15 protein-coding genes are annotated in these 16186 nt (G+C 38.1%); 6 read left to right on the top strand and 9 right to left on the bottom strand.

From position 1 onward, the window contains the following. Positions 1-33: 33 nt before the first annotated feature. From AC00Y6_RS01625 to AC00Y6_RS01615, 3 genes are all read left to right on the top strand, one after another. The gene (locus tag AC00Y6_RS01625) at positions 34-1371 is read left to right on the top strand and encodes a dihydroorotase (RefSeq protein ID WP_474488870.1); all 1338 of its coding nucleotides are present in this window, start codon (positions 34-36) and stop codon (positions 1369-1371) included. A gap of 115 nt (positions 1372-1486) precedes the next feature. Beyond that, positions 1487-2368 (top strand): SDR family oxidoreductase, encoded by an 882-nt coding sequence (locus tag AC00Y6_RS01620; protein WP_474488869.1) that lies wholly within the window; start codon positions 1487-1489, stop codon positions 2366-2368. 133 nt (positions 2369-2501) lie between these two features. Continuing rightward, complete coding sequence (locus tag AC00Y6_RS01615) at positions 2502-4454, top strand: M1 family metallopeptidase (protein ID WP_474488868.1); 1953 nt, start codon at positions 2502-2504, stop codon at positions 4452-4454. Between the two features lie 84 nt (positions 4455-4538). Here the strand turns inward: AC00Y6_RS01615 and AC00Y6_RS01610 are convergent, their stop codons facing one another. From AC00Y6_RS01610 to AC00Y6_RS01570, 9 genes are all read right to left on the bottom strand, one after another. Further along, on the bottom strand, positions 4539-4790 hold the full coding sequence (locus tag AC00Y6_RS01610) for a GlsB/YeaQ/YmgE family stress response membrane protein (protein ID WP_474488867.1): 252 nt from the start codon (positions 4788-4790) through the stop codon (positions 4539-4541). Positions 4791-4824: 34 nt separating this feature from the next. Further along, positions 4825-5778: a signal recognition particle-docking protein FtsY gene (ftsY, locus tag AC00Y6_RS01605; RefSeq protein ID WP_474488866.1), complete on the bottom strand. Its 954-nt coding sequence runs from the start codon at positions 5776-5778 to the stop codon at positions 4825-4827. A gap of 144 nt (positions 5779-5922) precedes the next feature. Further along, complete coding sequence (locus AC00Y6_RS01600) at positions 5923-6078, bottom strand: DUF4295 family protein (RefSeq protein WP_474488865.1); 156 nt, start codon at positions 6076-6078, stop codon at positions 5923-5925. A 19-nt stretch (positions 6079-6097) separates the two neighbouring features. Then, positions 6098-6280 (bottom strand): 50S ribosomal protein L33, encoded by a 183-nt coding sequence (gene rpmG, locus AC00Y6_RS01595; protein ID WP_474488864.1) that lies wholly within the window; start codon positions 6278-6280, stop codon positions 6098-6100. After that, a complete protein-coding gene (gene rpmB / locus AC00Y6_RS01590) occupies positions 6280-6528 on the bottom strand; it encodes a 50S ribosomal protein L28 (protein ID WP_072996642.1) in 249 nt (82 codons plus the stop codon). The genes rpmG and rpmB overlap by 1 nt, the downstream gene beginning before the upstream one ends. A gap of 125 nt (positions 6529-6653) precedes the next feature. Further along, positions 6654-7004: an arsenate reductase family protein gene (locus AC00Y6_RS01585; protein WP_474488863.1), complete on the bottom strand. Its 351-nt coding sequence runs from the start codon at positions 7002-7004 to the stop codon at positions 6654-6656. A gap of 68 nt (positions 7005-7072) precedes the next feature. Next, positions 7073-7687 carry a deoxynucleoside kinase gene (locus AC00Y6_RS01580; protein ID WP_076783380.1) on the bottom strand — a complete coding sequence of 205 codons (615 nt, stop codon included), beginning with the start codon at positions 7685-7687 and terminating at the stop codon, positions 7073-7075. A gap of 76 nt (positions 7688-7763) precedes the next feature. Then, positions 7764-8525, bottom strand: a complete 762-nt coding sequence (locus tag AC00Y6_RS01575; protein WP_474488862.1) for a hypothetical protein — start codon at positions 8523-8525, stop codon at positions 7764-7766. A gap of 17 nt (positions 8526-8542) precedes the next feature. Beyond that, a complete protein-coding gene (locus AC00Y6_RS01570; RefSeq protein ID WP_474488861.1) occupies positions 8543-9106 on the bottom strand; it encodes a DUF6759 domain-containing protein in 564 nt (187 codons plus the stop codon). A 233-nt stretch (positions 9107-9339) separates the two neighbouring features. Here AC00Y6_RS01570 and tsf point away from each other — a divergent pair, with 233 nt between their 5' ends. The 3 genes from tsf (at position 9340) to AC00Y6_RS01555 (ending at position 16118) form a co-directional block, all read left to right on the top strand. Then, positions 9340-10167: a translation elongation factor Ts gene (gene tsf, locus AC00Y6_RS01565; RefSeq protein ID WP_474488860.1), complete on the top strand. Its 828-nt coding sequence runs from the start codon at positions 9340-9342 to the stop codon at positions 10165-10167. Positions 10168-10338: 171 nt separating this feature from the next. Further along, positions 10339-12612, top strand: a complete 2274-nt coding sequence (locus tag AC00Y6_RS01560; protein ID WP_474488859.1) for a choice-of-anchor L domain-containing protein — start codon at positions 10339-10341, stop codon at positions 12610-12612. 47 nt (positions 12613-12659) lie between these two features. Next, complete coding sequence (locus AC00Y6_RS01555) at positions 12660-16118, top strand: T9SS type B sorting domain-containing protein (protein WP_474488858.1); 3459 nt, start codon at positions 12660-12662, stop codon at positions 16116-16118. The last annotated feature ends 68 nt before the right edge of the window (positions 16119-16186 follow it).

The raw sequence follows: 16186 nt of genomic DNA, 5'->3' as shown, positions 1-16186 counted from the left end.
AGGTCAATGTGATAATCTAAAATCCCGTAAATAATGAAAGTTCTTGTAAAAAATGCCCACATCGTCAACGAAGGAAAAATAATTCTCAGCGATCTTTTGATTGAAAATGATCTGATTGCCAAAATTGCTGAAAACATAACTGAAGTTGGGATCGATAGAATAATTGATGCCTCGGGAAAATATCTCCTGCCGGGTGTTATTGATGATCAGGTGCATTTCCGCGAACCCGGTCTTACTTGGAAAGGCGATATAGCATCGGAATCCCGGGCAGCGATTGCCGGTGGCGTAACAAGTTTTATAGACCAGCCCAACACCGTTCCTAATGCCGTTACACAAGAATTATTACAGGACAAATATGATATTGCCGCTCAAAAATCTTATGCCAATTATGGTTTTATGATGGGCGGAACCAATGACAATCTCGAAGAATTACTGAAAACCAATCCTCAGAATGTGCCGGGAATTAAGCTTTTTCTTGGTTCTTCCACAGGTAATATGTTGGTAGATAATCCCGAAACTTTGGAAAATATTTTCAGTAAAACCAAAATGCTGATTGCTGTGCATTGTGAGGATGAAGATACCATCCGTGCGAATACAGCTCTATACAAAGGAAAATATGGCGATGACATCCCGGTGAAATTCCATTATCTGATCCGCAGTGAGGAAGCCTGCTACAAATCATCGAGCAAAGCAGTGGAATTGGCGAAAAAAACGGGGGCAAGGTTACATGTTTTTCACCTTTCGACGGCTAAAGAAACTGAACTTTTCCGTAATGATATCTCTTTAAAAGATAAAAAAATTACAGCCGAAGTGTGTGTGCATCATTTGACCTTCACCAATGAAGATTATGATTCCAAAGGCAGTTTAATCAAATGGAATCCTGCCGTAAAAACGCAAAAAGATAAAGATGGCCTTTGGGAAGCGCTATTGGATGACAGGATTGACGTTATTGCCACAGATCATGCGCCACATACTTGGGAAGAAAAACAGAATGTCTATACCAAATGCCCGTCCGGTGGGCCGTTGGTGCAACATTCATTGCCACTGATGCTTGAGAATTATCACCACCAAAAAATATCTCTGGAAAAACTGGTAGAGAAAATGTGCCACAACCCGGCGATTTTGTTCAGAATAGAAAAAAGAGGTTTTGTGCGCGAAGGTTATAAAGCAGATTTGGTTTTGGTAGATTTGAATCAAGAGTGGACTGTTGAAAAGGATAATATTCTCTACAAATGTGGCTGGAGTCCATTGGAAGGCAGCCGATTTAGATCCAAAGTGTCCCATACTTTTATAAACGGGCACCTTGTTTATGACAACGGAAACTTTGCCGAGGAGCGTTTTGGAGAACGTTTGGAATATGTCGTTGAATAAACAGAAGAGATTTTGTAATAAATAATTGAAGTATTATTATTCGATCCATTTTTTCTTTGATATTTAATAAGCAGCTCATTTCTAAATTTGATTAAATTTACCAAAATCATCAAACATGAATTTATATACACAACCCATGTTGCGCGAAGGTGCTCTCAAAGATAAAGTGGCTATTGTTACCGGTGGCGGAAGCGGTCTGGGCAAGGCTATGACTAAATATTTTCTGGAATTGGGTGCAAAAGTTGTCATCACTTCCAGGAATTTGGAAAAACTGCAGGGAACTGCAAAAGAGTTGGAAGATGCAACCGGCGGAAAAGTGCTTTGCGTGGCCTGCGACGTTAGAAACTGGGACGAAGTGGAAGCTATGAAAGATGCTGCCATCAAAGAATTTGGTAAGATTGATATTCTTTTGAACAATGCTGCCGGCAATTTTATATCGCCAACAGAAAGATTAACGCATTCCGCATTTGACTCTGTGCTGGATATTGTTCTGAAAGGGACCAAGAACTGCACATTGTCTGTTGGAAAATATTGGATCGATCATAAAATTCCGGGGACGGTTCTTAATATTGTGACCACTTACGCCTGGACAGGTTCGGCTTACGTTGTTCCATCAGCCTGTGCCAAAGCAGGTGTTTTGGCCATGACCAGAAGTCTGGCTGTAGAATGGGCAAAATACGGCATCCGTTTCAATGCGATTGCGCCGGGTCCGTTCCCAACGAAAGGTGCTTGGGACAGATTGTTGCCGGGAGATCTCCAAGAGAAATTTGACATGAAGAAAAAAGTACCACTCAGAAGGGTAGGAGAACATCAGGAATTGGCAAACCTTGCCGCTTATCTGGTTTCCGACTATTCTGCTTATATGAATGGGGAAGTGGTAACGATTGACGGCGGAGAGTGGCTGCAGGGCGCCGGCGAATTTAATATGCTCGATCAGATTCCGACGGAGCTTTGGGATCAGCTTGAGGCAATGATTAAGGCTAAAAAATCGAATTAAGATTTTAATTTCTAAATATATTGATATAACCTACAGATTTGTTTTGTAGGTTTTTATTTATAAAAACGCATACTTATGTAACAAGTTGCAGTTTTTTTTCACTAATTTTATTTAACATAAAATTCTACCATCAATGAAAATTAAATTTCCTACTAAGATTTCCGTCTTGGCTGCTTTAGCTTTCACAGGCTTTATTTACGCTCAGGAAGTACCAAAACCTGCAGCTCCAAAGTACGACTACACAGAAGCCTTTAAGCCGTTTTTCTATCCGCAAACCGGTACCGAAACAAGATCCGCTAGTGGGCAGCCTGGGCATAGATACTGGCAAAACTCGGCAGATTATCAGCTTAATGTAAGCCTTGATGATACAAAAAACGAAATCACAGGCTCGGCAGACATTACTTATACCAATAACAGCCCAGATCAGTTGGGCTTTCTCTGGCTTCAATTGGATCAAAACCTTTTTGAAAAAGATTCGCGCGGTAATGCTGTAGTGCCTTTGTCTGGTAGTAGAAATGGCGCGCATGGCGAAACTTTTGATGGTGGATATAAAATTAAATCTGTTAAATATGACGGTAAAGATGTCAAGTACACCATAACAGATACCCGAATGCAGATTGATTTGCCAAAAGAATTGAAAGCTAATGGAGGTGTCGCCAAAATTAAAATTGAGTATTCTTTCATGTCTCCAAAATATGGTTCTGACAGGATGGGTGTAGAAGATACTAAAAACGGTAAAATCTTCACAATCGCGCAATGGTACCCAAGGATGTGTGTCTATGATGATGTGATGGGCTGGAACACTTTGCCTTATCTTGGTGCTTCAGAATTTTATTTGGAATATGGCACTTTATCCGCCAATATTACCGTTCCTGCCAATCATTATGTTGTGGCTTCGGGGGAGTTGTTGAACGAAAGAGATGTCTATTCCAAAGAGGAAATTAACCGTTGGAATTCTGCAAGAAGCAGCGAAAAAGCCGTCATGATTCATCCTGAATCGGAGATTGGAAAAAATACAGCTTCGGGCACAAAAACTTGGAAATTCAAAATCGAAAAAGCACGGGATTTTGCATGGGCGTCATCGGCTGCTTTTATCATTGATGCGGCCAGAATTAATTTGCCAAGTGGTAAAAAATCATTGGCCATCTCCGCATATCCTGTAGAAAGTGCCGGAGATAAAGCATGGGGAAGATCTACAGAATATACAAAAGCAGCTATCGAACATTACTCCCAAAAATGGTTTGAATATCCTTACCCAGCTGCAACCAATGTTGCCGGTAACGAGGGTGGGATGGAGTATCCGGGAATTGTTTTCTGTCATATGAAATCCAAAGGCGAGGCTCTTTGGGGGGTTACAGACCATGAGTTTGGCCATACCTGGTTTCCAATGATTGTTGGGTCTAATGAAAGATTATTTGCCTGGATGGATGAAGGTTTTAATACATTTATTAATGGACTGTCCACCGAGGCTTTTAACAAAGGTGAATATTATCGTAAGCAAGATATCGGGAAAATGGGGCAGTTTGTCCTTAATGATAATTTTGAATCGGTGATGGTTGGTCCGGATAACATGAAGGAAAGAAGTATTGGCGTTTTAGCTTATTTCAAACCAGGGATGGGTCTTGATATATTAAGGCAGACCATCTTGGGGCCGGAAAAATTTGATAAGGCATTCAAAACTTATGTTGACCGTTGGGCTTTCAAGCACCCAACACCGTGGGATTTTTTCCACACTATAGAAAATGTATCCGGAGAAGAGCTTAATTGGTTCTGGAGGGGCTGGTTTATGAATAAGTGGAAAATTGACCAAGCCGTTAAAGCGGTGAAACCGGTAAATAATGATTATAAAAACGGTGCACAGGTTACCATTGAAAATATTGGACAGTTACCAATGCCTACAACCGTTTTGGTTACTTTTAAGGATAATACAACCCAAACGGTTAAGTTGCCTGTAGAAATATGGAAGCGTAATACAGAGTGGACTTTCCAGTTGGATTCTACAAAAGAAGTTACTCAAGTAAAACTTGATCCATCATCTACTATCCCAGATATTAATGTGAAAAATAACGTTTGGCCTGCCAATTAGAAATTCATTGATGAAATAACAAAATTAATCCCTGATTTAATATTAAATCAGGGCTTTTTATAAAGTAAAATTTCTAAATTTCAGTTATTTTTTGGTGACCAATCTGTATAAAAATAGTAGAAGGACAGATCCTCCGATGGCTACCAAAAAGCTGGAAAAGTTAAATCCTGTTACGTCAACGCCAAAGATCATCGATCCAAGCCATCCACCTAACATAGAGCCCAGAATACCAATAATGATTGTTACAATCCATCCGCCAGGGTCATTTCCCGGGTGGATAGCTTTTGCGATTGCTCCGGCAATAAGACCGAAAATAATCCAAGTTAAAATACCCATAGTTTAAATTTTTAATTGTTAAAATTTGATTTGTTTATCTCTTTTTGAAGAAAGAGTTTACAAATTCCATACCATTAAAAATTTGCAAATCCTGGATTTTTTCACCAACACCAATATATTTTACAGGAATCTGGAATTGGTCGGAAATCCCAATTACCACGCCGCCTTTCGCCGTTCCATCCAACTTTGTAACGGCAAGTGCAGTCACCTCTGTAGCTGCTGTAAACTGCTTGGCCTGTTCAAAAGCATTTTGCCCGGTAGAACCATCCAATACCAACAAAACTTCGTGTGGTGCATCGGGAATGACTTTCTGCATCACCCTTTTGATTTTGGAAAGCTCATTCATAAGGTTGACTTTGTTGTGGAGTCGCCCTGCCGTATCGATAATCACAACATCGGCGTCCTGCGCCACAGCAGACTGTACTGTATCAAACGCAACCGAAGCTGGGTCTGAGCCCATGCCTTGTTTAACAATAGGAACTCCCACTCTCTCACTCCAGATGACAAGCTGATCCACCGCCGCAGCACGGAAAGTATCCGCCGCACCTAAAACTACTTTTAGGCCTTGTGATTTGAATTGATGCGCCAACTTACCAATAGTTGTGGTTTTACCCACACCATTCACACCCACTACCATGATGACATACGGTTTTTTGCTGGTGTCAATATTATCTGTGTCAATATGGGGATTCTCCAGAAGCAATGCAGAAATCTCTTCCCGCAATATATTATCCAGTTCCGCCACATTCACATATTTGTCTTTAGCAACACGATCCTCAATTCTTTTGATAATTTTGATGGTAGTCTCTGCGCCCACATCAGAGGCGATAAGGATTTCTTCCAGATCATCAAGAACCTCGTCATCTACGGTGTTTTTGCCAACTACCGCACGGGATATTTTGTCGAAAAACCCCTGGCTGGATTTTTCCAGGCCTTTGTCTAAGGTTTCTTTATCTTCTTTTTTGAATATTTTTTTGAACCAACTCATTTTTTGTAAATGATTAATGATAATTGATGAATGAAAATCCGTTAAAAATTTTAAAATTTCGGATACTGACTATTGTCAAAAACAAATATAACAAAAAAACTACCCTTTGTAAGAGTAGTTTTTATATTGTTATAGGTTGGGGGATTATTTTTTCAAATAACCTTCAACTTCGTCAGCGTTCAATACTTTTTCTTCAAAAACGTAAGCTCCAGATTTATTGGATTTTACCATTTTGATTACTTTTGTCATTTTTTTTGAACCAGCACCACCCTGAAGCGTTGCTACTACTTTTTTTGCCATTGTAAAATATTTTTATAAATTACTTAATTTCTTTGTGAACAGTATATTTCTTAAGAACCGGATTGAATTTTTTAAGTTCCAATCTTTCTGTAGTGTTCTTTTTATTTTTTGTAGTAATGTATCTTGACATTCCTGCTGCGCCACTTTCTTTGTGCTCTGTGCACTCTAGAATTACCTGAACTCTGTTACCTTTTTTAGCCATTACTTAGTAGTGTTTTTAATAAATCCATTTCTAGCAGCTCTTTCAAGTGCTTCCTCGATACCAATCTTGTTGATTACTCTCAATCCGTGAGCAGATACTTTTAAAGTAACATGTTTTTCTTGCTCAGGAAGATAAAACTTCTTCTCTAGTAAGTTAATTTCAAAACGTCTTTTCGTTTTGTTGTTAGCGTGAGAAACGTTGTTTCCTACCATTGCACGCTTACCTGTTATTTGGCAAATTCTTGACATATCTCGATGTTCTTTTGACTAATGAATATTTGAGAGTGCAAAATAAAGGATTATTTTTTACATATGCAACTGAATCAGAAAAAAACATTGGATATATATTACTTTTTTTGAGACTGAGTAACAACTTAATTATCAATAAAGAATTTCACATTCTCCAGTGGGTTTCCCTGCATTGCGATTTTTCCTTTGATCAGGATAGGGCAATTGATAACTTCGGGGTTCAGGGCAATTACTTCCAGTGCTTTCTCTTCGCTTACTTGTTCTTCTTCAGAGAAATATTTTTTGAATAATTCCGATGACTTTCTCAAGACCTTGCTTGGCTTTTTGTTCAGTTTTTTGAACAAAGTTCGCAATTCAAAAAGGCTTAGCGGATTTTTGGCGATATCAATAATTTGAAATTTGATATCGTTTTCGTCCAAATACTCCAAAATAGCTTTGGAATTGGGACAACTGTTATTATGGATTACTTTGATCATGATGAAGCTTGTTTTAGTCTGGCGTTAATAAAAATCTACGGTATTGTAAAAATTATCCGCCCGATTACTTAAAACAACCCGTTCAGTTCTGCATCAATCCTTTCTAAAATATAACCGAAATCTTCTGGTTTCTCTACAAAATCAAGGTTGTCAACATCTATGATGAGGAGCTTGCCTTCTTTGTAATTTTCTATCCAGTTTTGGTATTTGTTGTTGAGTTTTGACAGATAATCTATACTGATTCCAGCCTCATATTCCCGGCCTCTTTTGGAGATTTGCCTCACAAGTGTCGGGACGTCCGCTCTTAGGTAGATGAGCAAATCCGGTGCCGAAACAAAGTCTTTCATCAGCCTGAAAACTGATAAATAATTGTTAAAATCACGTTCGGAAAGCAGATTCATCTCGGCTAGGTTTTCTGCAAAAATGTGGGCATCTTCGTAGATTGTTCTATCTTGGATGACGTTTTTGCCACTCTCGCGGATCTCTTTTACCTGTCGGAAACGGCTTCCCAAGAAATAGATCTGGAGGGCAAAACTCCATTTGGACATATCACCGTAAAAATCGTCCAGATAAGGGTTGTGATCAACATCTTCAAACTGGGCTTCCCAGTCGTAATGCTTGGATAACATTGTGGTTAACGTGGTTTTTCCGGCACCGATATTTCCTGTAACAGCGATATGCATTTTTATATTATTGATAGATGATAAATGATAATTGATAACACGGAATTGCAATCATTTATCAATGACCGGTGATCAATTATTTTAGGTTGTAAAGATATAGTTTGTCCCCAATGAGTGCCAAAAATCCTGAACTGTTTTTATCCACAATTTTTGCGTCGGGATTTTGGAAGATTGTTATGACGGTTTTACCATCCAACTGACTGATGGTATTAGCAGTGAAAACCATTATAAGATCATTGTTTCTCCTTAGTTTTGCGGCATTCTCAAGATTGGCAGAGTAGAGCAAGTTTGCTGATGTATTGTACACTTCTAGACTTTTTTCTTTTAGGATATAGATCTTATTATTATAAACCAGAAAATCTTTAAGAGAAGACGTGTTGATGCTAAATGGAAATGAATTAATCACTGCATTGGTACGGAAGTTATACTGGACAAGTGTTTTGCTGCTGTCGTCCAAGAGCCATGCAAATTGAAGATCTTCTGCATAAACTCCTTTTACAAACCCAAAATCCTGACTCAGATTTATTTTCTGGATTTCGTTCAGATTTTGATCCAAAAATTTGATTTCCTGAGCATTTTCAGAAAACATGACAATGTTGAGAGGATTGTTCACGCTCTGTATTTTGTAAGGGAAGGTCATCATCGTTCTACCGATCTGGTTTCCTACAGAATCGTATTTGGTAAGGCTGAGATCTTTTTTGCTGTAAATGTAAATGTTGCCATAATCATCACCCAAAATATCCTGCGCATCTTTAAGCTGCGAGATGCCAATCATCGCCTGCTTTTGAGAAAATACCAAAATACAGGACAGCAATAATATAAGGGATAGAGTTCTCAATTGTTTTTAGTCTGATTTTATTTGCCACCGCTTAACGTGATGATCACATCTTTTGTAAAAGATTTGTTTTGATTATATACAGCATCGCAAATAGATGTCGAAACATTGTAATTGCCCTTGTCTACCAAGATAAAATTTTGACTGTTGGGAGGAACGGTAAGATTGTAGAATTTTTTACCACCAATTTTGATAAGAAGGTTACAGCTGGATTTGTTTACAAACTGAATGACTGCTTCATTCTTGTTGGGGTTGTTGTTAAAAAGGCTGGTAAGAATTGCAGCCGTATTTTTGGCTTGTTCCGAGGGTTGCCCTTTTGTAGCCACAGTTCCTACTTTTGATGTCTTTTCGATTTTATTTTCCGTCATTGGTGTGATGCTTGGCTTGGCTACCTGAGGGTTGCCGGCATAGCGCAGTGAGAGGGCACGCTGTTTTAGTTCGGGAACCGCGGGGTGGTTGGGGTTATCGCGGATAAATTTTTCCACAACAGCACGGTCAGTGGTTCTTTTAGCTTCAAAAACACTGATTTGCGAAAACAGGCTGACCGAGAAAAGGAAAAACGAAAGTAAAATTATCTTCTTCATTATGATATGGATAGGCTTATCTATTATAAACGTAAAAGTAAGGCAATTCTTATTGTGATGGATGTTTTAAACTCAAAAAATGTCGGCTTTTTACTGTTGGATGCAATTTTACAGACATCTTAAATTTTCGTCAAGATTATAAGGTGTTACTGTTAATTTTATAAAAATCACTATATTTGCACGCTGAAAATATGCAGGAGAAAACTAGAATTAAATAAAAAACAATCAATATTATGTCTTATACACCAGTAGCTGCAGACGTAGCAAAACTAAGAAACACAACAGGTGCAGGAATGATGGACTGCAAAAAAGCCTTAGCAGAAGCTGAAGGAGATTTTGAAAAAGCTATCGAAATCCTTAGAAAAAAAGGTCAGAAAGTAGCTGCTAACAGAGCGGACAGAGAATCTACAGAAGGTGCTGTGATCGCAAGAGTGAACGAAGATAACACTTTGGGTGCGGTAATCTCCCTTAACTGTGAAACTGACTTTGTTGCTAAAAACGAAGCATTTGTTGAGTTGGCTTACGAATTGGCAGAACAGGCTATCGAATATTCTAACAAAGAAGAATTCTTAGCTTCAGATTTCAACGGGATGACTGTTGCTGAAAAATTGATCGAACAAACTGGTATCATTGGAGAAAAAATCGAGATTGGTGCTTTTGAAAGTATCCAAGGTGCATTCTTAGGGGCTTACATCCACGCTGGTAACAAGATTGCTGCTATCACAGCACTTTCTGCAAACGTAGACGGAGCAGAAGAAGTTGCTAAATCTGTATCTATGCAGGTAGCTGCAATGAACCCAATTGCGCTTGATGAGACTCAGGTTTCTCAGGAAACAATCGACAAAGAGTTGGAAATCGAAAGAGAAATCCTTACTAAAGAAGGAAAACCAGCTAACATTATCGATAACATCTTGAAAGGTAAAATGCAGAAGTTCTACAAAGAGAATACTTTGGTACACCAGTCATTTATCAAAGACGGAAGCCAAAGCGTTGCAGATTATGTAAAATCTGTTAACCCGGATCTTAAAGTTACAGGTTTTGTAAGAGTTGCTCTTTCTTAATCCTGACTTCAATCTTATAATCATCCCACTGTTTTGCAGTGGGATTTTTTATGTCATAATTATTGAATAATTTCGTAGCCCATATTATGTTAAATGAAAGCAAATAATCTATTCTGTTTTTTCTCAAAGTTTTTGTTATTTACCCTTACTTTGTTATCCGCTAGTAGCTTGATGGCGCAATATATTTCTGTGGATACGTCTAATAATTCGGCATCTCAATTAGTTGCAAAATTTTTGGGTGCCGGCGTGGGTTGTATAAGTGTGAGTGATGAGAGAATAACCGGGTGGGATCAGAACTCCAATTACAGTTATGGTTATTTTGATAAAAGCAGCAGCAGTTTTGCGATAGATCAAGGTATAATACTTTCAACAGGTAAGGCCGCCGCCGCAGTAGGCCCAAAAGGTAGTGTCCAGAGTTTCGGAGGCTGGAGTGGAGATAATGATTTGTATAATGAGATTCACAAACCAACTGTCGATGCAACGTCATTAGAATTTGATTTTAAATCTTTAAGCAGTGATAAAATCAGTTTTGAGTATATGCTTTTATCTGAAGAATATGGCGCAAATTATTGTAAATATTCAGATGGGTTGGCATTTTTTATTAAAAAATCCGGAACTAGCGACGGTTATGTCAATTTTGCAAAAATACCAGGAACCAACAAACCTGTAACGGTATCCAATATCAATAATACTTGTGGAGATCCAACGTATTTCGGTGGATTTGTTGGACTCAATACACCACAAATAAGCCCAACCAATTTCTACGGACAAACGAAAGTAATGACCGCCACAGCTGATATTGAGATTGGTGTAACGTATCATATAAAAATTGTAGTTGCGGATGTAGAAAATTCTCTTTATGATTCTGCTGTTTTCTTAAAAGCTGGAAGTTTTGTGGGGAACAAAAATCTTGGTGCGGATCATACTATGGCCAATAATACTGCACTTTGTACATATGGAAGCTATACCATAGATGCTACGCCTGATCCTGCAACACAAGGGACTGCCAATAATTTTGTCTGGTATAAGGATGGACATCAGATCCTGAGTGGTAATTATCCAAAATATACTGTGGATTATCGAGATCCCGGTTACTATGAGGTGGAAATAGATCTGAATAGCGGATGCAAATTAAAAGGACACATAACCATTGAGCAGCAGATATTACCGGACGTAAGAAATACCGTATTTAATAATGTTTGTGATGATGATTTTGATGGTCATGCGGAAGTGTATCTTAATTATTATACCTCTCGCATAATCGAAAATCTTTCTCCAGATTATAATTATGATATCAGATACTTTGAGACTTCTCCAGTTAATATCAATAACCCTACAGAATCTCCTATTACCAAACTGGAATTCAGTGGTAATGCAAAAACAATTTATTTATGGGTAAAACCAGGACAATGTGATCCTATTCTTACACCAATAACTTTTAACAAAAATATACTGAGTCAATTTGATACTTCTGTCAGCGCAAAAGCTTTTGAAGTGTGTGATGATGAACTTAAGGGCAAAAAAGAGGTTGTTATATCAAGTCCGGATTTCATTAATCAACTGATACCTGCAGGATACGATGGCAGTCTTGGTTTTTACAAAACGATAACCGGCGCAAAATCGAAAGACTCTAATCAGTTTTTGGGTAATAATCCTACAATAACTCTGGATGCTCAACATGCGCTGCAAACATATTATGTTCGTTTTCATCAATCGGGAGCTTGTGATAATGTTGCAACCATTAGTTTTGAATTCAAACAGCCAAAAGAATCAACAGTGCTAAAAGATACATTAATTTGCAGAGGAACTTTTACCGATCTGGATGCAGGCGCTGGTTTTTCTTCTTACCATTGGAGTAACGGGGAAAGTGCGCAAAGCATTAAGAATTTTCCGGCAGGGGGTTATTGGGTAGATTTGGGCTTTAACCATTGTGTTTATCGGCAGCATGTCAAGGTTTCTGAGTCTGCAAAACTTGTCATTGATAATATTCTGATAGAAGACAGAAAAGTTACCGTTTTTGCTTCGGGAGGCCTTGCGCCCTATACATTTTTACTGGATGGTAAAACAATCTCAACAAACAATGTTTTTGAAAATGTAGCCGTAGGTACACATACCGTTAAGGTGCAGGATAAATGTGGATTTGTAATGGGGGATTTTTCTATTATTAATTTGGCTAATCTAATCACACCCAATGGAGACGGATACAATGATTATATCGATTATACAGATTTGATGGGAAAACAGGATCCTAAGTTTGAAGTCTATGACCGAAATGGTGTGCTGATTTTCAAAGGCAATAGCGGCAATCAGTTTCGGTGGGATGGTAAGTTAAACGGAAGAGATCTTCCAACTGCGTCATATTGGTATCTTGTGGAATGGACAGAGGGAGGCAATCCTATAAGAGTTAAGAAAAGTGGCTGGATATTATTAAAAAACAGAAACTGATGTGCCCAAATCATTGTTTTTTCTACATTTGTACAAACTGATTACGCGTGAAAAAAATTCTGCTACTTATTTTTCTTAGCATTTTTTGTACAAGATTATCTGCTCAGCTTGATACAGAGCATTGGTTTTCGGCAATGTATGATGGTCAAGTAAATACTGATCCCTATCAATATCTCTATCTATCCACTAATGACATCAATCCCTTCACGGTTTACATATATAGTAATAATGTAGTTATCAATCAGGTAGTCATTAGTAAAGGTAAGCCACAATATGTTTTTATTCCCAGGCAATACATTATTGTAGAAAATGGCGGTACCAACGAGTTGTTTACGCCACTTAGCAAAGGACTGAATGTGAAAGCCGATAGACGGTTTTTTGCAAATTTAAGATTTGGGATGACTAATCATGCCGAGATTATTACTTCAAAAGGTGCTGCAGCACTTGGTAAAGAATTTTTTACCGTAGTTGCCCCCAATCAAATAAAAACCTCGAATGCTATTTCTTATAATTATGGTTTCCAAGCCAGTGTTATCGCAACCGAAGATAATACCACGGTCACTATTAACCATTTTAATAAACCACTTGTTTTTACAGATGGCAATATTGCTAAGCCGTTAACTTTTAAACTAAATAAAGGACAGTCATATATAGTCGACGGAAGAGGAATTACTTCCGGTAATAAAGATGGCTTTATTGGAGCCAAAGTAACAGCGGACAAACCGGTTTCTTTAACTAATGGTAATATCAATGGGCAATATGTTTTTGAAGCCGAGCAGCTTGATGGGTCTGATATTTTAATGGACCAGTCTGTTCCTATAGAAAATTTGGGTAATGAGTTTGGTCTTATTAGTGGGATGGGAGATATCATTGGCAATGGTACAGATGTTACAAACGAAGGGATGGAAAGGGCCATTATTGTTGCAACTAAGAATAATACACAGATCTATATCAATAATTCTCCTACTCCTGTAAAAACTATTAATGAAGGTGAATATTATTTTGTACCAGATACATATTATTCAAAAAAGGCATCAAATCATTATAATCTGTTTATCAAAACAACAGAAAATGTTTATGTGTATCAGGTATTGGGTGGTGTAAAAGGAAGTCGTGCCACAGGAAGCATGAATTTTATCCCACCGCTGGGTTGTTATTTGCCATTAACCATAGACGAGATAGGACTTGTAGATCAATTAAAGCCGGGAGGAGGCTCTTTGACGGTCAAACTCAACATTATTACAGAGAGTGGAGCCAAGGTCAAACTAAATGGCGCGGAAATAAATCCTGCAGCCGGCTATGGTCCATTCCCTTTGGAAGGTAACAGTTCTTGGGAAACCTATTCTGTGCCGAATGTTAAAGGTAATATAACCGTAGAGTCTGACAAAGCGGTGAACGCTGGTTTGGCTGGAGGTGATGGCAAGGCAGTGGGTTATGCAGGATATTTTGCTGGTTTTTCCACAATTCCTTTTATCGTGAAAAAACATGGTATATGCATCCCTGATGTTGTTTTGGAACTTCCGGAAGGTTACAGTTCATATCAGTGGTTCATACGAAATGAGACCTCAGGTAATTTTGATCCAATAGTGGGAGCTACCTCCAACATATATCAGCCCACAAAACCGGGAGTCTATATCGCTGATGTGCAGCGGAGTGTCTGTAAAACAGTCACCACGCCGGAATTTACGTTGCTTAATTGCAGCACTATTACCAATGTTGACAGTAAAATTTGTAATGCGGCTCTACCCATTATACCCAAACTTACCAACAGTTCTCAAACGACCGATTGGAAAAGTATAAAAATCATGACCCCAGCGTCAAACGGTAGCCTCAATCTTGATCCTATAAATAAATTGTTTCAATATAGCTCACCCCCTGGGTTTACAGGTGTGGATACCTTCAAATATGGCTTTTGTGGTATTTCTTCGTTGCCAGATTGTGAAGAAGTAACGGTGAAGGTAACTGTTGGGATGGTTGCTAATGATGATATAGTCCGCGGCTGTAAAATAGATTCCATTAATGGGCGATTTAATCTTACAGATGCCAACATAACGACAGACAATTCCATCACTGGAAAAAAATATTATAAAACTCAGCTGGATGCCGATAATGATAGTGGTAACAACTTAATCTCTAATGCCGACATCAGTAATTATATTTCGGCAGAAGGCTTTGTATATGTCCGGTTAGAAAATGCGATCTGCACCAGAACAGTTAAAATTGAGCTTAAGTTTTTTCCTGTGGCTGAACTGATTACAGATAAATATGAAGTTTGTGATAACCGGCTGGAAGGACAAGTAAATATAGAACTCGATAAGTTGGTAAGCCACTTTTTGAAAGATTACACTTATTTTGGTAAAGTCAATTTCTATTCAGATGCCGGCGCAGTAGGAACAGAATTACCAAATAATTGGTCTTATTCGGATAATACCACAATTTATATGAAAGTGGAATCTCCCGATGGTTGCCAGGCAAAAGTTTTTCCTATTCATTTTATTATAAGCCCAAAAGTTGGAGTTAATAAATTGTCAGATTCAGAAGATATTTGCGATGATGAAGAGGATTACTTTGACTACAAAAAAAAGATCAAGCATCTTGATGATTACAAAGTTTTGTTTACATCAGATAATGACGTCTCAGCAAAATTTTATACAGAAAAAACAGATGCTCAAAATAATAGAGGCAATAATATTACCCAGATAACTATTCAAAATCAGCAGACGTTTTACGTGCGTTTATCAAAAAATGGCGTTTGCGACAGATTGGTGGAGTTAAAATTAAAAATTAAAATCCCCGAAAAATCTAATGTGTTGGAAGATAAAAAAATCTGCCCAGAAAAAGTGACCAACCTAGATGCAGGATCCGGTTTTTTACATTATGAATGGTATGCAGAGAAAAACCCGTCCGTATTGCTTGGTCAAGAACAGGTTTTGAAGGATGCAGGATTAGGTAATTATTTTGTCATTCTTACCGCTTCCAACGGATGTCTGTATAAACAAAATGTAAAAATAACTGCGGTAGAACTTCCCGAGATCTCAGAAATTTTAATTCAGGATAGAACAGTTACTATTACTGCAAAGAATGGGAATCTCCCTTATCTCTACAGTTTGGATGGTGTTAATTACCAGTCTTCTAATATATTTACTAATGTCACTCCCGGATTTCTCAAAGCTTATGTAGTATCAAAGGATGATTGTACCCCTTACATTCAGGAGTTTACAATCATAGACATTTATAACGTTCTAACGCCTAATGGAGATGGGCATAATGATGTTTTAAATATGTCCCTTTTAAAGACTAAGAAAGATGTAATATTTCACATCCATGATAGGAATGGCGTAAAAGTTTTTGAGGGGTCCAAAAGCAATCTATTTATCTGGGATGGAAAGCACAACGGCAGGTCTTTGCCCACGTCATCGTATTGGTACCTTTTACAATGGAAAGACTTTGATTATTCTGCGCCTGTAAAATGTACAGGTTGGATTCTTCTCAAAAACAGAAACTAGTAATTGGAATTGTTGATGATTAGCAAAGTGGACAGAAGTTTAATAAAACTTTAACCTTATCCCATTTT

This window comes from Epilithonimonas sp. (assembly GCF_056329745.1).
The sequence above is the reverse complement of the archived record's forward strand: the minus strand, read 5'-3'. Positions and strand labels throughout refer to the sequence as shown.